Raw genomic sequence first — 22,776 nt, forward strand, 5'->3', positions numbered from 1 at the left:
GTCATTGATATTCTGGCTAGTAATGAGCGTTGATTATTGTTAGTAAAATTCAATCAATATGAAAATTTTCCCATAAAAAAAGCAAGCGTTGATGCTTGCTTCTTTTGAGCGAAAACCAATCAATAAATGATTAATTCAAACGGCTAATACCATCATTGATTAATTTTGGCGTGACAAATATCAGTAGCTCTTCTTTTTCGTTCTTACGTACATCTTTACGAAACGCGCGGCCAATGTAGGGCAAGTCACCTAAAAACGGCACCTTATTCACACCATTGCTTTTGCTGTTCTTAAAGACACCACCCAGCACAATGGTCTGACCGTCTTCAACAATGACATTAGTTGAAACAGAATCTTCGGAAATAGCAACTTGCCCGTCTAGCGATCTTACTGGTGTGCCGTTAGTAATGTTCAGTTGCAAGGCAATTTTTCCATCTGGGGTAATATTTGGCGTGGCCTCTAAACTCAATGCCGCTTCTTTAAAGCTGGTAGTGGTCGCGCCACTGGCAGACGCTTCTTGATAAGGAATCTGTGTGCCAGATGATACTTTTGCAGTCTGTTTATCAGCCGTCAAAATCTTTGGTGTCGAAATCACTTCACCACGGTTATCCGCTTGCATGGCTGACAGCTCAAGATCTAACATAAAATCAGATATACCGAGCAAGCCAAAGGCAATACGGCCAGCGGGGTTGGCAACCCCTAAATCGACGTTTAAGTTATCAGGGCGGCTAATGTCGTAGGAAGGATAAGAAACCGTTTGACCATTTACCGTCGTCGTTTCTACATCAAAGTCTTTTAAATCCCATAACGTTTGATTACTACCACCGACCAATAAATTACGGTTGTTGGCGGCACCATTTGACAAAATACCCCAACGAACCCCAATCTCTTTACTAAAGCTATCAGTGGCACTCACAATACGCGCTTCAATCATGACCTGACGGACTGGAATATCAATTTTACCAATCAACTTATGGATATTCTCGATACTATCAGCCACATCTTTAATAATTAAAGTATTAGTACGTTCATCTACCGTTACCGTTCCACGATTAGACAATAAGGTATTGTTATCAGCAGCATTTGCATTGCTGCCACCTGATGAGCCACTGCCTTGAGAAATAAGTGTCAAAACATCTGGCGCTTTTGCATAGCTAAGACGAATATATTCTGTGCGTAATGGCGCAAAAGACTCAACTGCTTGCTGTGCTTCAAGCTCACGTGCTTCCTGCTCAGCAAGCTCGGTGGAAGGCGCAACCAAAATGACATTGCCATTTTCACGCTTACCAAGATTCTTACTCTTTAGAATAATATCTAGCGCTTGATCCCATGGGACATTAATCAGGCGTAAGGTGATATTGCCCGCGACTGAATCACTAGCCACAATATTCATTTCTGTGAACTGCGCTAGGATATCTAAGACACTGCGAATCTCAACGTCTTGAAACTCCATAGATAGCGCTTCACCGCTATAGACTTTTTCTTCAAGTGTTGGCTCACGTAGTAGCTCAGGTTTTCTGATATTAATATTCAGCTGATTGCCTGATTGATAAGCCTGATACTCATAATCTTCTTTGACATTAATAGTAATTACACCATTTTGACCTTGGTTTTTAGTATCAATACTATCAACCAGACCACTATTAATATTCAAACGGCGCAATAAATTTCTTGGCACGGTGCTACCCGTTAAGCGTACCACTAACTTGTTGCCTTGACGTTGTACATCAACGGGAATGGCTTCATTGGTAAGTGCGATGCTAACATTGCCACCACCATCATTTCCTGCGGCAAAATTGACGGCACTCAAACCATCATAGCTATATTGCTTACTCACTTGTGATGCAGCAAGTTGTGGGCTTAATAATGGGTTAACTCTGACCACCATGGTATCAGCAGGCACTTGGTTTTTAACCACCGTTTTACTGGCTATATTGACTGCCAGTGCACTACTGGTTTCCACAATCGGTGTAACGACTGCTGTCGTCGTGATCGCATTATTGTCATTGAGTACGTCTTGGATAGGATCATTGGTCATTACTGGACGATTAGGATCGGTAATGGTTAATAGTAAATCGTTACCCTCAATCGATGTCGTATAGTTACCTGCCTGTTTTAGCTCAACAATCAGGCGCGTGGTACTGTCACTATTCAACGTCGTGACCTTATCAATCATACCAATATTGTATTCATTAAAGCGACTAGCAAGTCCATTCTGCACTTTTTCAAAATCTAGTACCAAACGGCTAGGGTTATCAAGCTGATAGGCGGCAGGTAACACTGGTAAACCGTCAAACCCCAAACGCATTTGCGTCACTGCTGGTGCAGTTTGTACCACAGAAACTTCGTTAATGCGCTGTGCGGCATGGGCACTATTACTCACTGCTACCATGCTGATTGCCAATGCTGAAATGGCAAAAGCAGAAGATACGCGGTTGCTCATCATCATTACCTTGTTATTGCGTACTGTCATTATTTATTCCTCAAAAAATCTGCCGACTTAGCTTATGGGTGAAACCAACGACTGGGGTTTTTCAACAAACCCAGCGCGGCTGTCTGGCACAATTTCAATCAAGTTAATCTGGGTCGGCGTGATTTCAACAATACGGCCGTCATTTAGTCCAAGATAATCACCTACTTTAACACTCGCGACTGAACCATCAGGGCGTTGTACCAACGCATATCGCTGACCTTCAGGTGAAATTACGACACCACGAAAAATCAGTTGCGATAGCTCATATTGCTCAAGAGGTTCTTTCACTCTGGTAATGTCAGGACGCACACCATCGATGGAAGTGGTAGGACCTTGGACATTGACTAAACTCGGTGGTAAGAATGGACTGCGCTGTGCGCTGGCACTATAAACAAAGTCTTCTACTAGCTCAGCTTTGGGCGGTGGTTCAATAGGTTGAGCTGGCTGATTACGGATATCGGTCATTGATTGCTCTGCCATACCAATGCGATCCGCACACCCTGTCATGGACAATACAGCCATGCTTAAAACCAATAGCGTAGGCAGTTTTTGAATATTCATTAGTTGCCTCCTGCATTATCAGTGGTTGCAGCGTCAGTGACAGCAACCGTTTCATCACCCTCAGGGTCAGCTTCTTTTGAACGATAGGTTTTGGTTTGTAATACCAAATTAAGCTCCGGTAAAACATCCAATGTCGGCTGCGGATTGCTGACCTCAAAATCATGCATAGTAATGATTCGTGGTAAGGCGGCAAGACCACTAATAAAGCTACCAAACTGATGATATTCGCCCAAAGCAGCAATGCGGATAGGTTGCTCAATAAAAAATTCGTTTTCAATCTCAGGCTCTACTGAAATGTCTTGAAAACGTATATTGCTGCCGACACCCGTCATGTTAATGCCCTCTACCAGCTCTGATACACGAGTATCTTTTGGTAGCTGATCGAGTAAGGTATTGAACTCAGCTTCCATTTGGACAACTTGCTCTTGGTAAGCTTTTAAATGACGCGCGCGTGATTCTTTTTCACGATAGCTATCAAGTAACGTTTGTTGCTGGCTCTCAGCAGCATTGATCTCATCGATCTTACTACTAATCGGTAAAGCCCACGCCAACGCTGCGATGAGCGTAATGATAAGCCCTATTACTGTTACCTTTACAGGTAATGGCCAGCTGCCGTAGTTTTCAGAGTCCAACGATTCAAAACTGCGGCGAAATTCCTGTAAATCAAACTGTTGCTTTGGTTTCAAGGCTGTTTTTTTGGTTTTAATCAGGCTTTTTTTACGGTTAAGCTTCATAACTCACCTCCAGGTACAGTGGTACCGTCAGCACCTTCTACAGGAACGGCTGTTTCCGACTGTACTTTGGTCGTGATCACAAACTGTACATAACTGTCTTCAGGATAAATAGGACGCGGCTGTTCGCCAGCGGTGACCGTATTATTAAGCACTGGTGCAGATTCGTAAGCACTGATATTTTGTTGGATATTACTAACGGCTGAATCACCCATCCATTTACTATCATCAAGATTACGAATCAAACTTGATACAATATTAGGATTATCAGCTCGACCTGTCAGCGTCAAAACATCGCCTTCACGTTTGAGGTTATTCAAATACAGTGCCGGCGGAATGGCTTTAGCAAGATCATCCCATAAACGAACAGGCACAGGACGTCGACCCTGCAAGTCTTGAATGACTTGCATACGTGAAATAATATCGTCACGGCGCTGCTCCAGACTATCAATTTCAGTCAAAGCCGTATCTAAAAGCGCATTTTCTTTTTCAATCAATGCGTTCGCATCAAGTTGTTCATCAAGCTCGTTGTTAAAGTAGCTCCATGAAGCAAATGCAGCCAATAAAGTAAGCAAAGTCACTGCCACTACTAACGTGAGAAATTCTTTATTGCGACGCTCGCGCTCTTCTTGGCGCCAAGGTAATAGGTTAATACGAGCCATTAGTCGAAGCTCCTTAACGCAAGACCGCATGCAGCCATTAAACTTGGTGCATCAATGGCCAGTTGCTCATTATCGATATTTGGGGCAATAGTCATATTGATAAAAGGGTTGGCAATACTGACAGTCACCCCAAGTTTTTGCTGTGCCATACCAGCAAGACCAGCAATAGAGCTACTACCACCAGCAAGAACCACATGATCGATACTACTGTATTGGCTTGAAGAGAAGTAAAATTGCAACGAACGAGTAATTTGTTGAATGGTATTCTCAATAAAAGGCGTCAATACATCAAGGTAGTAGTCATCTGGTAAGGTACGCTCACGCTTGCTGATAGCCGCTTCTTCAGCAGATAGTCCATAACGATTTTGTATCGCTTCTGTCAACTGAACACCACCAAATAGTTGTTCACGGCTATAGATAAACTCACCGTTCTTAGCGATATATAAAGTCGTTTGATTATGACCAATATCTATCAAAGCCAATAATTCTGGGGCATTTGGTAAGTTATCTACCATGAGTCCGAAAGCACGCTCTATCGCATGGGATTCGATATCCATAACCTTCGTTTGAAGACCACCAAAGGTTAAGGCATCAACTCTTTGGTCAACATTCTCCGAGCGTGATGCGGCAAGTAAGACTTGCACCATATCATCACTTACTAAAGAAGGTCCTAAAACTTCAAAGTCTAAGTTGACGTCTTCTAATGGATAAGGTATGTATTGATCAGCATCTAAACGTATTTGAGCTTCGCGCTCAACATCGCTTAGCGCAGCATCCATATCAATAATTTTAGTAATCACTGCTGACCCTGATACGGCAGTTGCAGCATTACTACCAGCGACGTGACAGCGCTTAGCTAAGTTAGCAATGATATGACCGACCGCTTCGGTGTCTACAAGAAGTTTATCGACGACTATACCTTCTGGCAATCTTTCGATGCCATAAGATTTTAGATGAAACATGCCCTGTTGGCGCTCTATGTCAACCAACTTTACTGAAGTGGCACAGATATCAACACCAATCAAATGTCGACTTTTTGAAGTAAATAGCCTCACAAACTCTATACCTTATATTAAGTGTACAATCTGATAGTTATTTGTAATAATTCAGTACAATACTTTACTTAACAGATAGATTCAAGCATTTAAATAAGTTATTAAGGTCAACTTACACATTTATTATGACCTGCTGATTTTGTTCAAGGTATAATACATTACCTGTTGCAAATTTTAATTGATAAGTCTTCTTATGACCAAAAAAAATGCTACCGCCCGTCTCATTCACTTTTTGGTGGGGCTTGTTATCGCCTGCTTGGCATTGGCAGTTATCCTAGCACTTGCTGTGCCCATTGGTTTTTATGGGATGGCAATGTATTTATCGCCTACCCTACCTAGCATTCAAGAGATTAAAACAGCAAATTTAGAGATGCCATTACAGATATATAGTAGTGATGACAAACTTATTGGCCAATATGGTAACCGTTTGTCTTTACCAATTACTTTTGAAGATATTCCTGAAAATTTGACTCATGCTTTTTTAGCAGCAGAAGATGCGTCCTTTTTTCAGCACAGTGGTATTAGTATTAAGGGTCTTGGTCGCGCGGTGACAGAAGTAGTAACTGATGACGACAGCCAAACGGGTGGCTCTACCATTACTATGCAGGTTGCCAAGAACTACTTCTTAAGTCCAGAGCGCACCTTAAATCGTAAATTGGTCGAGCTATTTTTAGCACGTAAAATAGAAGATGAGCTCAGTAAAAATGATATCTTGACGCTTTATGTCAACAAAATCTATCTAGGCGAAGGCGCTTATGGTATCCGCGCCGCGGCCAAGAAGTACTATAGTAAATCCTTAGAAAACCTCACTATTGCTGAAACAGCAATGTTGGCAGGTCTGCCCAAAGCCCCTTCTAAATATAATCCTGTTGCCAATCCCAGTCGCGCGCTGACTCGCCGCAACTGGATCATTGGACGCATGCACGAGTTAGGCTATATCAGCAAAGCACAACGCGACGAAGCGATCAGCTCACCAGTAGGCATTAACCTCTATAAAGAGAAGCTCGACGTCAATATGCCGTATTTGGCAGAAATGACACGCTCTACATTGGTCAATCGCTATGGTGAGCAAGTGATGCATAGTGGATGGCGGGTACGCCTTACGGTTGATAGCAAAGCACAGACAGATGCGGAAGCGGCGGTACTGACCGGTTTGGTGGCTTACGAACATCGTCATGGTTGGCGCGGAGCTGAAGCAAATGATGAACCGCTAGAAAATTTCCGCCGCTATAGTAATATGACTCCCGCCAAAGTCACCAAAGTGAATGCTCGCAGTTTTGAGGCGACAATGCCCTCTGGTGAAAATGTGACCGTTGGTTGGTCTGGGATGAGCTGGGCACGCAAGTATATTTCTGCCAATCGTATCGGTTACTTTCCTGACAACGCCCGCCAAATTGTCAATAAAAACGATATCATTCGTTTGATACCGACCGCGAATGGTAATTGGCAGTTGGGACAAATTCCCAAACTACAAGGAAGTCTGGTCTCCTTGAATCCAGAAACTGGTGCTGTTAAGGCATTGGTCGGTGGCTTTGACTTTAATCACAGTAAATTTAATCGTGCTCTACAAGGCTGGCGTCAACCAGGCTCAACCATTAAACCACTTGTCTATACCGCTGCTCTAGAAAAAGGCTATCGCCCAGATAGCATTGTTTCGGATCGACCGATTCAAGTAGGTGATTGGAAACCGAAAAATTCTGATGGAAGATTTTTGGGAGATATTACTTTACGTCGTGCTCTATATCGGTCACGTAACTTAGTGTCTATTCGATTGCTACAGGCTGTGGGCATCTCTGATGTGCGCGACCTGTTAGATGAATTCGGTCTTGATAAAGAAAAGCTGCCGACGACTTTGTCGTTAGCGCTAGGCACAGGACAGGCTACACCATTACAGATGGCAACAGCTTATGCCACGTTTGCAAATGGCGGTCACCGTGTACAGCCGTATTTTATCGAACAAATTTATAATTATAATAATAACCTCCTCTTTCAGGCAAACCCACGCCAAGCGTGTGCCACCTGCTTCAATGAAAAACTTGAAGACCTCAATAGAAATCTCATCGAAGATTATAAGAAGTCAATTGAAAATGAAGACAGTGCTATCGATGATGAAGTGATGGTTAAAGAACAAAATTTAGAGAACAATGATGATATTGATAACATTGAACAAAGCGGTAAAGCGCTAAATCTAAAGGTTTATGATGCTAGTCCACAGGCCGATCGCTTAAAAGCACCAGCGGTTCAATATGCAGTGGCTAAGCAAGCACCTCGAATCTTACAACCCAGAGTCGCTTTTGAGATGGCAGATATCTTACGTGACGTCGTACAGCGTGGTACGGCAGTACGAGCCAAGGCTTTAGGTCGTGATGATATTGGTGGCAAGACCGGTACCACCAATGAAGCAAAAGACGCTTGGTTTGCAGGTTTTCATCCTACCAATGCAACTGTCGTGTGGATGGGTTTTGATCAACCATCAACCATGGGTCGTCGCGAATATGGTGGTGTGGCAGCTCTACCCGTTTGGATGGATTTTATGAAAGCCCAACTTAAAGACACGCCTCATCAATGGGTGTCTATCAATAACCGCGCCAAATCGAAAAAACAAAAGCAAAAAATTATAGAAATGACTGATGATGGTATTCTGGCCGATGATGAAGATACGGATAGCAGCGAATCAGAAAAACCAGTTAAGACGCAGACTCAACAGCGTAAATCACCACCAGCTGAGCCTGTTGAAGTACAAACTAGCTCTCAAGCAGCCAAACCTAGTAACAGTCGTAGTAATGATAGTGTGCCGCAAAACCCTTTATCGGTAACACCCGTTGAGCGCATGCCACCGATACCAGAGTAGACAACCATTAATGATATAAACTTATGACGCAAAAAAAGGCTTATTTAGCACTCGCTAAATAAGCCTTTTTTATAATTAATACTTTGCTCAATACCACTCTATTAAAGGATAGTCATCAGTCAACTAGGACATGTCTTCATTTTAAAAATGGTGATAAAAATGAGATAAAATTTTAATAACTATTTTTAGAACTCAACCATACCAGCACGTAGTTGCTCAATCAGCTCTAAAAACTGCTGACGCCATTCTCGTATTGTCGTCTCATCTGGCAGCCATTGATTCGACAAGGTCACAACGTTAACAATAAGATCAGGTGAGGCAGTATTGCTTGGTGTTTGATCTACGATAGTATCTGGCGGCACGGCGTACAGACAACGCTGATACGCACGCTCTATATTGGCCAAAAAACCCTGCTGCTGTAACTGCTGTAACCGCTGAATCTCAGGCGATACTTGGGTACGCTCGCTCAATGCTTGCTCAATATCTGACAATGTTGGTGCGCTCATGTTTAAACTATAAAAATAACCTAGCTCTTGGGTAAATGCGATAAAGGCACCGTATAGATGAAAAATAGCAGTTTCACAATGGGCTTGGTATAGCTGCTTATCATCGGTACTTCCCGCTGCTTGGCAGGATAGACGACAGAAATACAGTTTTTGATTGGTTCGATCTGCTTGATATTTGGCAACGCGGGTTTTACCTGCCATTTGCGACTTATCCTTATATGAAGTGTAAATTAGGGCATATTTTCCAGTGTACTATTTTTTTAGATAACAGTACCATGCATTTTTCACTTTATTGCACACACAAAAAAGCCAGCAACTTAGGCTGGCTTTTTATCACATTAACAATAAATCAAAGACGCTTAATACTATTAATTATCTTGATTAAGCTCTTGTGCAAAGGCTTCATCAAAGCTTGCAAAGTCTTTACTATCCCTGCTCGCTGACATATCAAATGCTGCATTGTCAAACCCTGCTTTAAGATCTTTATCTAGCAGTTTTTGCTCCGCTTTCTCTTTGCGTGCTTTATGATAAGCAAGACCAGTACCAGCAGGAATCAAGCGACCAACGACCACGTTTTCTTTCAGACCACGTAGCTCATCCACTTTACCAGTCACGGCAGCCGCAGTTAGTACACGGGTCGTCTCCTGGAAGGATGCTGCTGAGATAAAGCTTTCTGTTGCCAGACTTGCTTTGGTGATACCTAGTAATTGACGCTCGAACTGTACTGGGAATTTATCTTCCGCTTCCAGCTTCGCATTCAATGCTTTGATATCAGAGTACTCTGCTTGATCGCCTTTGAAGTGGTTTGAATCGCCACCATCGGTAATCTCAACTTTGCGCAGCATCTGACGAATAATCACTTCGATGTGTTTATCGTTGATTTTTACACCCTGCAAGCGATAAACGTCCTGTACTTCGTTAACGATGTAATCAGCAAGTGCAGTCTGACCTTTCAAACGCAAGATATCATGTGGATTCTGTGGACCATCAGCGATCACTTCACCACGTGCTACCGTTTCGTTTTCAAAGACGTTGATTTGACGCCATTTCGGGATTAGCTCTTCATGAATCTCACCATCTTCATTGGTGATGATGAAGCGGTTTTTACCTTTAGTCTCTTTACCAAAGCTAACCACACCTGTCATTTCTGCCATGATGGCGTGATCTTTTGGACGACGTGCTTCGAACAAATCAGCAACACGTGGTAGACCACCGGTAATATCTTTGGTACCTGAAGAGGCTTGTGGTACACGACCTAAAATCGAACCAGCTGCTACTTTTTCACCATCGCTGACGCGAATGATGGTTTCAGCTGGTAAGAAGTAAACCACTTCTTTACCTTCATCAGTGTTCAAGATAATCGCAGGACGTAAGTCTTTTGCTGAACTTGAACGGTCACGAGTAGCAAGAATCTCAAATGAGCTCATACCAGTCGCATCATCAACTTTTACGGTAGCAGTTAAGCCATCAGTAATCTCACTGAAGCGTGCAGTACCAGCAAATTCTGTGATAATAGGATGCGTGTGCGGATCCCATTTAGCGATGGTTTGACCAGCATCAACCTGATCTTCGTGTTTCACAAGCACGCTAGAACCATAAGGCACTTTATAGCGCTCACGCTCACGACCAAGCTCATCGGTCAAGGCGATTTCAGCTGAACGCGATACGATGACTAAGTGACCATCGGTATGTTGAACCGTTTTCATGTTTTCGAAATGCGCTTGACCAGCACTACGAACTGAGATGCTGTTATCCACTGATGCTGAGCTTGCTGCCCCGCCCACGTGGAATGTACGCATCGTTAACTGAGTACCTGGTTCACCGATAGACTGTGCCGCCATAACACCGACTGATTCGCCGATATTCACTTTATGACCACGAGCCAAATCACGACCATAACACTGTGAACAAACACCATGCTCAACATTACAAGTAATAACTGAGCGTACCCAGATATCATCGATCGCATTGTTATCAAGCACGTTTACCCAATGCTCATCGATCAAAGTACCTGCTGGAATCAATACCTTATCGGCATCATCGTTATAAGTCACATCACGAGCCGTCACACGACCTAGTACTAGCTCGCCTAACTTCTCAATGATTTCACCACCTTGAATATGTGGTTTCATGAGCAAGCCTTGCTCAGTACCACAGTCATCACTGGTAATAACCAAATCTTGTGCCACATCAACCAAACGACGCGTCAAGTAACCTGAGTTAGCCGTTTTAAGTGCCGTATCCGCAAGACCTTTACGTGCACCATGCGTTGAAATAAAGTACTGAAGTACGGTCAAGCCTTCACGGAAGTTTGCTTTAATTGGCGTTTCGATAATTGAACCATCTGGCTTAGCCATCAAACCACGCATACCAGCCAACTGACGAATCTGAGCCGCACTACCACGAGCACCAGAATCTGACATGATAAAGATAGAGTTGAATGACTTCTGCTCTTCTTCTTCACCTTTGGCGTTCATGATTTTATCTGTCGCCAAATTGTCCATCATCGCTTTAGCGACTTTGTCATTGGTACGTGACCAGATATCAACCACTTTGTTATAGCGCTCACCAGCGGTCACAAAACCTTGCTCGAATTGATCTTCGATTTCGCGAACTTCGCCTTCTGCCACTTCGATGATTTGCTTTTTCAGTGGTGGAATGACCATGTCATCAATACCGATAGACACACCAGACAATGTCGCTTGGGCAAAACCAAGATACATCAATTGGTCAGCAAACATGACACTTTCTTTAACGCCAACTTTACGGTAGCAAGAGTTGATCAAACGAGAAATATTTTTCTTCGTCATCTCTTGGTTACATTCATCAAAAGACATACCTTTAGGCATGATGTTCCAGATCAATAAACGACCTGCAACCGTTTCTTTTAAGCTGATCTCTTTAGTCTCATTGCCATCTTCATCAATATGCGTCTCGGTGACACGCACTTTGATCTTAGCGTTTACATGCAAATCGTTTGAACCAATCGCACGCAATGCTTCATTAACGGTGGCAAAAATCATGCCCTCGCCTTTGGCATTGATAGACGAGCGACTGATGTAGTACAAGCCCAATACAACATCTTGCGACGGTACGATGATTGGATCACCGTTGGCAGGCGACAAGATGTTATTGGTAGACATCATCAAGGCACGCGATTCAAGCTGTGCTTCTAGTGTCAATGGCACGTGAACGGCCATTTGGTCACCATCGAAATCGGCGTTAAACGCGGTACAAACCAAAGGATGCAATTGGATTGCTTTACCTTCGATTAGTACTGGCTCAAATGCTTGCAAGCCCAAACGGTGAAGCGTTGGTGCACGGTTTAAGAGTACTGGATGCTCACGGATAACCATGGCCAGCATATCCCACACTTGCGGCTCCTCACGCTCTACCATCTTTTTAGCAGCTTTGATCGTGGTGGCTAAACCATGAGACAATAATTTGTTATAAGTAAATGGTTTGAATAATTCAAGTGCCATTTTCTTTGGTAAACCGCACTGATGTAGACGTAGCGTTGGACCAACAACGATCACCGAACGACCAGAGTAATCAACTCGTTTACCAAGTAAGTTTTGACGGAAACGACCTTGCTTACCTTTGATCATATCTGCCAAAGACTTCAATGGACGCTTGTTACTACCAGTGATTGCACGACCGCGACGACCGTTATCCAGCAAGGCATCCACTGATTCTTGCAACATACGCTTTTCGTTACGTACGATGATATCAGGTGCGCTCAGCTCAAGCAGACGCTTTAGACGGTTATTACGGTTAATGACGCGGCGATACAAATCGTTTAGATCTGAAGTCGCAAAACGACCACCTTCTAGTGGTACTAGCGGACGCAAATCTGGTGGTAGTACTGGCAAGATGTTCATCACCATCCACTCAGGCTTGTTATTAGAGTCACGGAAGGCTTCTAATAATTTAAGACGCTTAGACATCTTTTTAAGCTTGGTTTCAGAACCCGTTTGCGGAATCGCTTCGCGCAAATCATCGATTTCAAGATCTAAATCGATATCTTTTAATAGGTCTTGAACCGCTTCAGCACCCATTTTAGCGGTGAACTCATCGCCAAATTCTTCAAGGGCTTTATAATAGTCTTCATCATCAAGCAGTTGATACTTCTCTAGAGAAGTCAAACCTGGCTCAGTAACGATATAGCTTTCAAAATACAGAACGCGCTCGATATCACGTAGCGTCATGTCTAGCAATAGACCGATGCGGCTTGGTAATGACTTTAAGAACCAAATATGCGCCACTGGACTGGCTAGGTCAATATGACCCATACGATCACGACGTACTTTCGCAGTCGTCACTTCTACGCCACATTTTTCACAGATAACGCCTTGGAACTTACGGCGCTTATATTTACCACATAAACATTCAAAGTCTTTTACTGGACCAAAGATTTTGGCACAAAATAGACCATCACGCTCAGGCTTAAACGTACGATAGTTAATAGTTTCAGGCTTTTTCACTTCGCCATGTGACCATGACTTAATGACGTCAGGTGAGGCTAAAGTAATTTGAATGCTATCAAATTCTTGATTACCGTTGCCGGTAGGGCTTTGCATGATATCGAGTAAATCTTTCAAGTTGCTTCTCCGTTATCTTTATAATCATCTGATAGCGTATTATTGACGCAAATAAGATGAATGAAGGCAATGAATAGGGTTGAGACAAATCACTAAAAGCAGCAGCGATGCGCATACTGCTTTTAGGTTGACCACTAAGGATAATAATTGACTGAGACCATGTTAAATATAATCTCAATCAGCCGTGCTTAATGGGTTTGTTTTAACTCAATATTAATACCCAATGATTTGATTTCTTTGGTCAGTACGTTGAACGATTCAGGCATACCTGGATCCATATACTGCTCACCATCAACGATGTTTTTATACATACGTGTACGGCCTTCAACGTCATCCGACTTCACAGTCAGCATTTCCTGCAACGTATAAGTCGCACCATAAGCTTCTAGTGCCCAGACTTCCATCTCACCGAAGCGCTGACCACCAAACTGAGCTTTACCGCCCAATGGCTGCTGCGTGACTAGTGAGTAAGAACCGGTAGAACGTGCATGCATTTTGTCATCAACCAAATGGTTAAGTTTGAGCATGTACATATAACCAACGGTCACTTTACGGTCAAACTTCTGACCAGTACGACCATCATATAATGTCTGCTGACCATCACGGTCCATACCAGCAAGCTCTAGCAAGTCTTTGACTTGGCTCTCTCTTGCACCATCAAATACTGCTGTACCCATTGGTACACCACCGCGTAAGTTGTCTGATAACGCCATGATGTCATCATCACTCAAGCTATCAAGATCAACTTGCTCGCCGCCTACTTGATTATAGATTTTGTCTAAGAAGTCACGTAGCTCTTTGATCGCTGCTTGAGATTTGAGCATACCATCAATCTTCTCGCCCAAACCTTTGGCTGCCATACCCAAATGCGTCTCTAGAACCTGACCGATGTTCATACGAGATGGTACACCAAGCGGGTTCAATACGATGTCAACGGTATTACCATGTTCATCATAAGGCATGTCTTCGACTGGCATGATGCGTGATACCACACCTTTGTTACCATGACGACCAGCCATTTTATCACCAGGCTGAATGCGACGCTTAACCGCTAGATATACTTTAACGATTTTTTGGACACCATGTTGTAAGTCATCACCAGCAGTCAATTTACGTTTTTTCTCAGCAAATTTAACATCGATGTCTTTTTGCTTATCAACTAAGTATTCAGCGATTTGCGTTAGACGCTCAGAGATTTCTTCTTCAACTGGTTGAATATCAAGCAAGGTCTCAAGGCTCATATCTTTCATATCAGCCAATGCCATAACCGTACCAGCTTTTAGACCAGAACCACCACTGACTTTTTGGCCATCTAATAGATTACCAATACGACCACGTGCTGCGTCTTCAAAGATACGTAGCTCTTCTTTTAAATCTTTACGATAGCTATCAAGCTGTGATTTTTCAATCGCTTTAGCACGTGCATCTTTCTCGACACCATCACGAGTAAAGACTTGTACGTCAATGACCGTACCTTTGCTTGATGTTGGAACACGTAGAGACGTGTCTTTTACATCAGCCGCTTTTTCACCAAAGATAGCCCGGAGCAATTTCTCTTCTGGCGTTAGTTGCGTTTCACCTTTTGGCGTCACTTTACCAACTAAGATATCACCAGCATCAACTTCAGCACCGATATACACGATACCTGCTTCGTCAAGACTTGATAGTGCTGCTTCACCAACGTTTGGAATATCAGCAGTAATCTCTTCTGTGCCTAGCTTGGTATCACGTGCCACACAGGTCAATTCTTGAATATGAATAGTGGTGAAACGATCTTCTTTAACCACTTTTTCAGATAAAAGAATAGAATCTTCGAAGTTGTAACCATTCCACGGCATGAATGCGATGCGAATATTCTGACCTAGTGCAAGCTCACCAAGATCCGTTGACGGACCATCAGCCAAGATATCACCTACAGCAATAGCATCACCTTGGTTGACGATAATACGTTGGTTGATACAAGTATTTTGGTTAGAACGCGTGTATTTAACGAGGTTATAGATATCAATACCAGCTTCACCAGCAATCATCTCATCTTCATTGACACGAACCACAACACGTGAGGCATCAACGTCTTCGATCACACCGCCACGCTTAGCGATCACACAAACACCTGAGTCACGCGCAACGTGACGCTCCATACCGGTACCGACTAATGGCTTATCAGCACGTAGCGTAGGAACCGCCTGACGCTGCATGTTCGAGCCCATAAGCGCTCGGTTAGCATCATCATGCTCTAGGAACGGAATCAAACCTGCCGCTACCGATACAACCTGACTTGGCGACACATCCATATGCGTCACTTTTTCTGGCGGCATACGCACGAATTCACCATAGCTACGGACACTGACCATTTCATCAGATAACGCGCCTTCTCCGGTTACTGGTGAATCAGCCTGTGCAATGACCGTACCGACTTCTTCAATTGCTGATAGATACTCAATGATATCCGTTACTTTACCGTCAACCACACGGCGATATGGCGTTTCTAAGAAGCCAAAGCTGTTGGTTTTAGCAAAGGTTGCCAATGAGTTGATAAGACCAATGTTTGGACCTTCAGGAGTCTCAATCGGGCATACACGGCCATAATGGGTATCATGTACGTCACGTACTTCAAAGCCTGCACGTTCACGAGTTAGACCACCGGGTCCTAGTGCTGAGACACGGCGTTTATGGGTAACTTCAGACAATGGGTTGTTCTGATCCATAAACTGTGACAACTGGCTTGAACCAAAGAACTCTTTAACCGCAGCCGCAACAGGCTTCGAGTTAATCAAATCTTGTGGTGACAAGTTATCAGATTCCGCTGAGCTCAGACGCTCTTTGACCGCACGCTCTACACGTACTAGACCAACACGGAATTGGTTTTCTGCCATTTCGCCTACAGAACGAATACGACGGTTACCCAAGTGATCGATATCATCGACTTCACCGCGACCGTTACGAATCTCAATCAATTCTTTTAGGACATTAACGATATCAGCGTTGGTCAATACGCTACGAGCTCGTTGAATGTCTGGATCATCAGTATTATCAAACTCTAACCCTAAACGGCGGTTAAATTTCATACGACCGACATTCGATAAGTCATAACGATCAGCGTTAAAGAACATGCTGTCAAATAGTTTTTCAGCAGTCTCAACCGTTGGTGGCTCACCTGGACGCATCACTTTATAGATTTCAATCAATGCTTCTTCACGGCTTGACGTACTATCAGCACGTAGCGTATCGGCAATATAACTGCCTTGATCGATATCATTGGTGAATAGAATGCTGAACTCTTTGATAGACTCGCTGGCTTCAAATGCGCTTAATTTAACCAATAATTCATGGTCAATTAGAGTATTCGCTTTAGCGATAACTTCGTCATTCACCACGATATCTTCAGCTAAAATGCGCTCATAGAGATACTCATCAGGTATCGCAATCTTCGTCATACCTGCTTCTTCAAGCTGACGAATACGGCGTGCATTAATACGCTTGCCCTGCTCTACGATGACATCACCTTCTGGTGATACGATATCGAACTGAGCCATCTCACCGCGCAAGCGATCAGCAACCAGATCAATCTCGAACTGCTCTTCACCTTTATAAACGGCTACTTTATCAAAGAACAAATCTAAGATTTCAGACGTTGTTAGACCAAGCGCACGTAAAATAATTGAAGCCAATAGCTTACGACGACGGTCAATACGAGCAAAAACTAAGTCTTTGGCATCAAATTCAAAATCTAACCATGAACCACGGTAAGGGATAATACGTGCGTTATAAAGCACTTTACCACTTGAATGCGACTTACCTTTATCATGATCAAAGAACACACCAGGTGAACGATGTAGCTGAGATACGATAACACGCTCAGTACCATTGATGATAAAAGTACCGTTAGCCGTCATCAAAGGCATCTCGCCCATGTAAACGCTTTGCTCACGGATATCTTTGATAGCCGCTTTGCTGTCTTTATCTTTGCTGTCTTTGTCTTTGATGATCAAACGGATTTTGACGCGCATCGGCGCAGCAAATGTTGAGCCACGTAAGATACACTCACGCTCATCAAATTCAGGCGTACCTAAATAGTACTCAACAAATTGTAGCTCTGCGTTACCAGAGTGACTCTCAATTGGGAAAATAGAGGAATACGCAGCTTGCAAACCAGTATTCTCACGAGCTTTTGGCTTTTTGTGCTCTTGCAAAAATTGCTCGTAAGAATCTACTTGAATAGACAGTAAATAGGGAATGTCCATCACAGTGGGCAATTCAGCAAAACTTTTGCGAATACGCTTTTTTTCAGTATAAGAATATGCCATCGAGAGTCCTTACAGTAAACGTGGAAACAAATTAAAAGCGTGGCCAGCGTGCATAAATACGATGCAAACTTGGCGACGTAAACGATAATATAAAACAGGTAATCGTGTTCAGTTGATATCTTTTGTCAATTACTACTTCTGCTATCAGTGCTTACTTAGCACCCTTACTTTCATTTTATGATCGGTATCTAAGTCAGTCTATATGACCACTCAGACAACCAAATTCAATGTCACATCATCTAAAACATATTGTTTTTTAAGCAAAACTTACTCATAAAGGTAAGAAAAAATGACTCGTTCAAGGGTATTTCTAAGTTATCTGCTATCAAAACTAATATCGTCGCTGATATGTACCGTCTATAAGCCTAACTACTGACAGTAATACCCTGCGAAACGGACAACCTAAACTTAATAGCTTTTCAGAATTAATAATAATCGGGGTAACTATAACTTTTAGAATCAGTATAAACTATAGTGTTAATGGGAAAGCATGCAGACACAAAAAAATGCCAAACATCTATGGACGTTTAGCTTAAATTAACTGATTTCAAAAACTGGCATGTGTGCTTGCATGTATATCGTCTGTCCTTTTGATGGGTATCCACCGTGATGTTGCATACGACTGTTGGCAGACACAAAAGGTCAAGCTACGAATTATAGTAAAAAAAAGCTGGCAATGCAAGGCATTACCAGCTTTTTTTGTACAACACTAAGATAAGCGAAGCTTATTTTAGTTCAACAGTTGCACCAGCTTCTTCAAGTTTCTTTTTCAACTCTTCAGCTTCAGCTTTGTTAACGCCTTCTTTGATTGGAGCTGGAGCGCTTTCAACCAAATCTTTCGCTTCTTTTAAGCCAAGACCAGTAGCTTCACGTACGGCTTTAATTACGCCAACTTTCTTCTCGCCAAAGCTGGCAAGAACTACGTCAAACTCGTCTTTTTCTTCAGCAGCAGCAGCAGCAGGGCCAGCAGCAGCAGGTGCAGCAGCAACAGCAGCTGTTACGCCGAATTTTTCTTCCATAGCGCTGATTAATTCAACGATATCCATTACTGACATTTCAGCGATTGCGTTTAACACGTCATCTTTAGATAGTGCCATGAGAACTCTCCGTTATCTGATAAAAATTAATTGATTTTAAAATCGCTTGGATTGCTTGCCAAATTTTCAAATAGTGTTGGCAATAAAGTGCAATCGGCGATGTCAAAGTTACGTTAAAACAAGCAATTAAGCAGCTTCTTTTGCGTCTTTGATTGCTGCTACCGTGCGAACAAGCTTACTAGGAACAGCGTTCATAGTTTGAACAAGCTTGGTAACTGGTGCATTCATAGTAGCCATCAAGATAGAGATTGCTTCGTCGCGAGTTGGTAGCTTCGATACGCGCTCTAGCTCTTCTGGACCATAAACAACACCACCAACTGATACCAATTTGGTCTCTAAAGCTTTGTGATCTTTACTGAACTCGAAAACAACTCGAGCAGCAGATCCCAAATCTTCCATAGAGAAAGCCAAAAGTAATGGACCAGTCATACGGTCTGACATGCTCTCAAACTTAGTGCCTTCAAACGCACGTTTTGCTAGGGTATTTTTTACCACTTTCAAAACGACGCCTTTTTCACGGGCTTGTTCGCGCAGCTTAGTAAGCTTTGCAACACCAATACCATGATATTCGGCAGCTACTGCTGAGTAAGCATTAGCAGCAACTTCAGACACTTCAGCCACAACTTGTTGTTTTTGCTCTAGCGTTAATGCCATAAGTTGACTCCTTTAATCTTATCAATCAGCTGAATATTTAATCATTTAAACCTAAGCTTTTAAGCATTGGCATTCAATAATTAAACGATTCGCTTAGACTGACTTGATACGACACGTTATCAGCATATTTATTAATAATAAATTTACTCATAACGACTGATTACGGCACCGTTATCAGAATGACATCAAGTGATAGATTGAACTATCGGCTCTTATCAACAACTGGGTGGGTCACCGTCTGCGTAGGACAATTGAGATTTTCATCTTTCGTCGATTAACAAAAGCAGCTCGTTGTTATTACTAATGATCCGAAAACAATTAATAAAAACGTAAAACCGCTTTCTACCTACGGTCTTAGACAGCATAGCGTTTGCTACGCTGACCTAATTCTTTAAAATATTTTTGCAGCCTTTATTTAAAATCGTCAAATAAAGGCACATATATAATTATTTTGCTGTGCGATATGGAACTGGATCAATACTTAGACCAGGACCCATCGTGCTAGACAAGGTAATTTTCTTAATGAAAGTACCTTTAGAAGTAGCAGGCTTAGCACGTCTTAAATCTGCAATCAGTGCTTCAGCATTCTGGATTACTTGCTCAGCAGTAAAACCAACTTGACCGATAGTCGTGTGGATGATACCTGCTTTGTCTACACGATACTGTGCTTGACCGGCTTTAGCGTTAGTAACCGCTTCAGCAACGTTAGGCGTAACCGTACCGACTTTAGGGTTAGGCATTAGACCACGTGGACCTAAGATAGTACCTAGTTGACCAACAACACGCATTGCATCAGGAGCAGCAATAACGATATCAAAGTCCATGTTACCAGCTTTGATTGATTCTGCTAGGTCTTCAAAACCAACGATATCTGCACCAGCTTCTTTGGCGGCTTCAGCAGCAGCACCTTGAGCAAATACAGCAACGCGTTTGGTTTTACCAGTACCAGCAGGTAGGTTGGTAGCGCCACGAACCACTTGATCAGATTTACGTGGGTCAACACCCAAGTTAATCGCAATATCAATTGACTCTTTGAATTTAAGAGGTGGTAAATCGTTTAGGATTTGAACCGCTTCTTCAACTGTATACTGCTTTTCATGTACGATACGGCTTTGAATTTCTTTTTGACGTTTGGTTAGCTTGCTCATTTACACACCCTCCACGGTAATACCCATTGAACGTGCAGTACCAGCGATGGTACGAACAGCAGCATCAAGATCAGCAGCAGTTAAATCTGCATCTTTGGTCTTAACGATGTCTTCTAGTTGTGCACGGTCAACTTTACCGACTTTAGCGGTATTTGGTGTACCAGAACCTTTAGCGATACCAGCAGCCTTACGTAGTAAGTATGCAGCTGGTGGTGACTTCATGATGAAAGTAAAAGACTTATCGCTATATACAGTGATCTCAGTAGGAATCGGTAGACCCGGCTCTTGGTTTGAGGTCGCAGCGTTAAATTCTTTACAGAACGCCATGATGTTCACGCCTTTTTGACCCAATGCTGGACCAATCGGTGGTGAAGGATTTGCTTTGCCTGCAGGGACTTGTAGTTTGATGTAACCATCAATCTTCTTAGCCATGATTTTCTCCTAAATGGGTAATAGCGCCAAATCAATGTGGTATAAACCTTATTGACTAACAGCTCCCCGGTTGATGAACTTTTTTGCTGATTTAGTCTAGCTTTTCAACTTTACTAAATTCAAGCTCGACCTGAGTCGGTCGATTAAATACGTTTACCGTTAAATGCAGTTTAGACTTCTCGTAATCCACTTTTTCTACCAACCCTTTAAAGTCAGTAAATGGACCATCGATAACCAACAGCTCTTCGCCCGGCTCAAATAGAGTCTTAGGACGTGGGTCAGTTTCAGTCTGATTCAAACGGTTTAAGATACGATCCGCTTCTACTTGCGTAATTGGCGCTGGTGTTTCAGGTGTACCACCGATGAAACCCATAATACGTGGGCACTCTTTAACGATGTGCCAAGTATTGTCGTTCATTTCCATCTGGATCAATACATAACCTGGAAAGAACTTACGCTCACTCTTACGCTTTTTGCCGTCTTTCATTTCGACGACTTCTTCAGTAGGAACCAATACGTCACCGAATGATTCAGCGAAGTCACTACGATTAATACGATCAGTTAATGAACGCTGTACTTGCTTTTCATATCCTGAAAACGCTTGGACAATATACCAACGCATATCACGCTCCTGATCATTATAAGTAAATTTTGGGGTAAGGCTCACTAATACGTGCGACTAACCAATAAAGATGCCAACGAACCAATTGAAAAAGTTATCTAATAACCAAACCAGAAAACCAACAATGGCAATCATGACAATGACCTGCCAGGTATATTGAAACGTTTCATCTTTACCTGGCCATGTCACTCGGCGCAATTCAACAGCAGCGTCTTTCAATAATATTTTAAAAGCGCGGCCTTGATGCGTTAATGCCAAGCATACTAAGGCGAATACAATAAGGGCAACGATAATACCAATACGTACCCAAACATCATTGGCAGGTTGCCAATAGCCAGGTAAATACTGATTAACTAACGTCGCCCCGATTAATACTGCTGCGGCAAGTAGCCACAGTACCACATCTTTTATTGAGCCTGTTTTAGCCACTTCTACAGCAGTTGTTTGATTGCCCGCTGAGATGTGCTTACCTTTAGACAGCATTCCACCAGCACCCGCCTTGGCATCAGATAACTTAGTCTCGAGGTTATCTTGATCATTGCTCATAAAGAACTCGCTTCGGAGATGGTGAGGTATAACAAAGATGTGATAAGAAGATGGCAGGCGATGTAGGACTCGAACCTACAACCCTCGGTTTTGGAGACCGATGCTCTACCAATTGAGCCAATCGCCTATGGGTGTAAAGGACAGCATTATACAATATTTGATATAAAATGCAAGCCTTTAGCGGTAAAATTATTATTTTTACCTAGTTTTACTCTTATTTGAATGTGCTATTGAATCATCATTACTTTAACAAAATGAAGATGCAAGCGACTAATAAGAAGCAGCGTTAATATAGCAAGCTCCGCTAAGAATTACAATAGATTGGAAAGTAAATTCTAAACGTTATAGATATAACTGGCTAATCATGTTGGCTAAGATAACGAAAGGTGTGTTCATACTACCGAAGAATAACCATATTTCCTGATCATTTGATCTAAAAAAAGCCACCCTTAAACAAGGATGGCTTTTTATGACTAACTTACAAGCTCATTACTGAGACTAATAGATTAGTTCAATACGTTAGCAACAAC

Annotated in this window: 15 protein-coding genes and 1 tRNA gene; 1 reads left to right on the plus strand and 15 read right to left on the minus strand. The window is 42.6% G+C overall.

Translation table 11 applies throughout. The annotated features are described in order from the left end of the window. Window positions 1-130: 130 nt before the first annotated feature. The 5 genes from pilQ to ACI2JM_RS08120 are packed head-to-tail and all read right to left on the minus strand — an operon-like array spanning window position 131 to window position 5,482. Entirely contained in the window at window positions 131-2,473 is a 2,343-nt protein-coding gene (gene pilQ, locus ACI2JM_RS08100) for a type IV pilus secretin PilQ (RefSeq protein ID WP_404643434.1), read from the minus strand. 27 nt (window positions 2,474-2,500) lie between these two features. Further along, the gene (locus ACI2JM_RS08105) at window positions 2,501-3,034 is read right to left on the minus strand and encodes a pilus assembly protein PilP (RefSeq protein WP_055124829.1); all 534 of its coding nucleotides are present in this window, start codon (window positions 3,032-3,034) and stop codon (window positions 2,501-2,503) included. Next, entirely contained in the window at window positions 3,034-3,768 is a 735-nt protein-coding gene (locus ACI2JM_RS08110; protein WP_045453405.1) for a type 4a pilus biogenesis protein PilO, read from the minus strand. Before ACI2JM_RS08110 ends, ACI2JM_RS08105 begins: the two co-directional genes overlap by 1 nt. Beyond that, on the minus strand, window positions 3,765-4,427 hold the full coding sequence (locus tag ACI2JM_RS08115; protein ID WP_193009080.1) for a PilN domain-containing protein: 663 nt from the start codon (window positions 4,425-4,427) through the stop codon (window positions 3,765-3,767). Before ACI2JM_RS08115 ends, ACI2JM_RS08110 begins: the two co-directional genes overlap by 4 nt. Further along, a complete protein-coding gene (locus ACI2JM_RS08120) occupies window positions 4,427-5,482 on the minus strand; it encodes a pilus assembly protein PilM (protein ID WP_404643437.1) in 1,056 nt (351 codons plus the stop codon). The genes ACI2JM_RS08115 and ACI2JM_RS08120 overlap by 1 nt, the downstream gene beginning before the upstream one ends. Before the next feature lie 193 nt (window positions 5,483-5,675). Here ACI2JM_RS08120 and ACI2JM_RS08125 point away from each other — a divergent pair, with 193 nt between their 5' ends. Further along, window positions 5,676-8,333, plus strand: coding sequence for a penicillin-binding protein 1A (locus ACI2JM_RS08125; RefSeq protein ID WP_404643439.1), 2,658 nt, complete (start codon window positions 5,676-5,678; stop codon window positions 8,331-8,333). 185 nt (window positions 8,334-8,518) lie between these two features. On the opposite strand, the gene ACI2JM_RS08130 is transcribed toward ACI2JM_RS08125, so the two are convergent. The 10 genes from ACI2JM_RS08130 to ACI2JM_RS08175 form a co-directional block, all read right to left on the minus strand. Beyond that, window positions 8,519-9,040, minus strand: a complete 522-nt coding sequence (locus tag ACI2JM_RS08130; RefSeq protein ID WP_404643441.1) for a DUF6586 family protein — start codon at window positions 9,038-9,040, stop codon at window positions 8,519-8,521. A gap of 167 nt (window positions 9,041-9,207) precedes the next feature. Next, a complete protein-coding gene (gene rpoC / locus ACI2JM_RS08135) occupies window positions 9,208-13,440 on the minus strand; it encodes a DNA-directed RNA polymerase subunit beta' (RefSeq protein WP_404643443.1) in 4,233 nt (1,410 codons plus the stop codon). 188 nt (window positions 13,441-13,628) lie between these two features. Continuing rightward, window positions 13,629-17,747, minus strand: a complete 4,119-nt coding sequence (gene rpoB, locus ACI2JM_RS08140; protein WP_404643445.1) for a DNA-directed RNA polymerase subunit beta — start codon at window positions 17,745-17,747, stop codon at window positions 13,629-13,631. Between the two features lie 725 nt (window positions 17,748-18,472). Next, window positions 18,473-18,844, minus strand: coding sequence for a 50S ribosomal protein L7/L12 (gene rplL / locus ACI2JM_RS08145; RefSeq protein ID WP_011514491.1), 372 nt, complete (start codon window positions 18,842-18,844; stop codon window positions 18,473-18,475). A gap of 126 nt (window positions 18,845-18,970) precedes the next feature. Then, on the minus strand, window positions 18,971-19,498 hold the full coding sequence (gene rplJ / locus ACI2JM_RS08150; protein ID WP_045443904.1) for a 50S ribosomal protein L10: 528 nt from the start codon (window positions 19,496-19,498) through the stop codon (window positions 18,971-18,973). A 446-nt stretch (window positions 19,499-19,944) separates the two neighbouring features. After that, on the minus strand, window positions 19,945-20,646 hold the full coding sequence (rplA, locus tag ACI2JM_RS08155) for a 50S ribosomal protein L1 (RefSeq protein WP_045443901.1): 702 nt from the start codon (window positions 20,644-20,646) through the stop codon (window positions 19,945-19,947). Beyond that, a complete protein-coding gene (rplK, locus tag ACI2JM_RS08160) occupies window positions 20,647-21,078 on the minus strand; it encodes a 50S ribosomal protein L11 (RefSeq protein WP_010201717.1) in 432 nt (143 codons plus the stop codon). Window positions 21,079-21,169: 91 nt separating this feature from the next. Beyond that, complete coding sequence (nusG, locus tag ACI2JM_RS08165) at window positions 21,170-21,700, minus strand: transcription termination/antitermination protein NusG (RefSeq protein WP_045443893.1); 531 nt, start codon at window positions 21,698-21,700, stop codon at window positions 21,170-21,172. Between the two features lie 57 nt (window positions 21,701-21,757). After that, complete coding sequence (gene secE / locus ACI2JM_RS08170) at window positions 21,758-22,246, minus strand: preprotein translocase subunit SecE (RefSeq protein WP_083475710.1); 489 nt, start codon at window positions 22,244-22,246, stop codon at window positions 21,758-21,760. Between the two features lie 51 nt (window positions 22,247-22,297). Beyond that, a tRNA-Trp gene (locus ACI2JM_RS08175) sits at window positions 22,298-22,373 on the minus strand. Window positions 22,374-22,776: the final 403 nt, after the last annotated feature.

The organism is Psychrobacter sp. NPDC064578, assembly GCF_044901245.1.
GTDB lineage: Bacteria > Pseudomonadota > Gammaproteobacteria > Pseudomonadales > Moraxellaceae > Psychrobacter > Psychrobacter cibarius_C.

What these genes read in the sequence shown, in the direction of transcription:
- pilQ (WP_404643434.1), bottom strand. Translation starts at nt 2,473, where the DNA reads ATGACAGTACGCAATAACAAGGTAATGATGATGAGCAACCGCGTATCT.
- ACI2JM_RS08105 (WP_055124829.1), bottom strand. Translation starts at nt 3,034, where the DNA reads ATGAATATTCAAAAACTGCCTACGCTATTGGTTTTAAGCATGGCTGTA.
- ACI2JM_RS08110 (WP_045453405.1), bottom strand. Translation starts at nt 3,768, where the DNA reads ATGAAGCTTAACCGTAAAAAAAGCCTGATTAAAACCAAAAAAACAGCC.
- ACI2JM_RS08115 (WP_193009080.1), bottom strand. Translation starts at nt 4,427, where the DNA reads ATGGCTCGTATTAACCTATTACCTTGGCGCCAAGAAGAGCGCGAGCGT.
- ACI2JM_RS08125 (WP_404643439.1), top strand. Translation starts at nt 5,676, where the DNA reads ATGACCAAAAAAAATGCTACCGCCCGTCTCATTCACTTTTTGGTGGGG.
- ACI2JM_RS08130 (WP_404643441.1), bottom strand. Translation starts at nt 9,040, where the DNA reads ATGGCAGGTAAAACCCGCGTTGCCAAATATCAAGCAGATCGAACCAAT.
- rpoB (WP_404643445.1), bottom strand. Translation starts at nt 17,747, where the DNA reads ATGGCATATTCTTATACTGAAAAAAAGCGTATTCGCAAAAGTTTTGCT.
- rplL (WP_011514491.1), bottom strand. Translation starts at nt 18,844, where the DNA reads ATGGCACTATCTAAAGATGACGTGTTAAACGCAATCGCTGAAATGTCA.
- rplJ (WP_045443904.1), bottom strand. Translation starts at nt 19,498, where the DNA reads ATGGCATTAACGCTAGAGCAAAAACAACAAGTTGTGGCTGAAGTGTCT.
- rplA (WP_045443901.1), bottom strand. Translation starts at nt 20,646, where the DNA reads ATGAGCAAGCTAACCAAACGTCAAAAAGAAATTCAAAGCCGTATCGTA.
- rplK (WP_010201717.1), bottom strand. Translation starts at nt 21,078, where the DNA reads ATGGCTAAGAAGATTGATGGTTACATCAAACTACAAGTCCCTGCAGGC.
- nusG (WP_045443893.1), bottom strand. Translation starts at nt 21,700, where the DNA reads ATGCGTTGGTATATTGTCCAAGCGTTTTCAGGATATGAAAAGCAAGTA.
- secE (WP_083475710.1), bottom strand. Translation starts at nt 22,246, where the DNA reads ATGAGCAATGATCAAGATAACCTCGAGACTAAGTTATCTGATGCCAAG.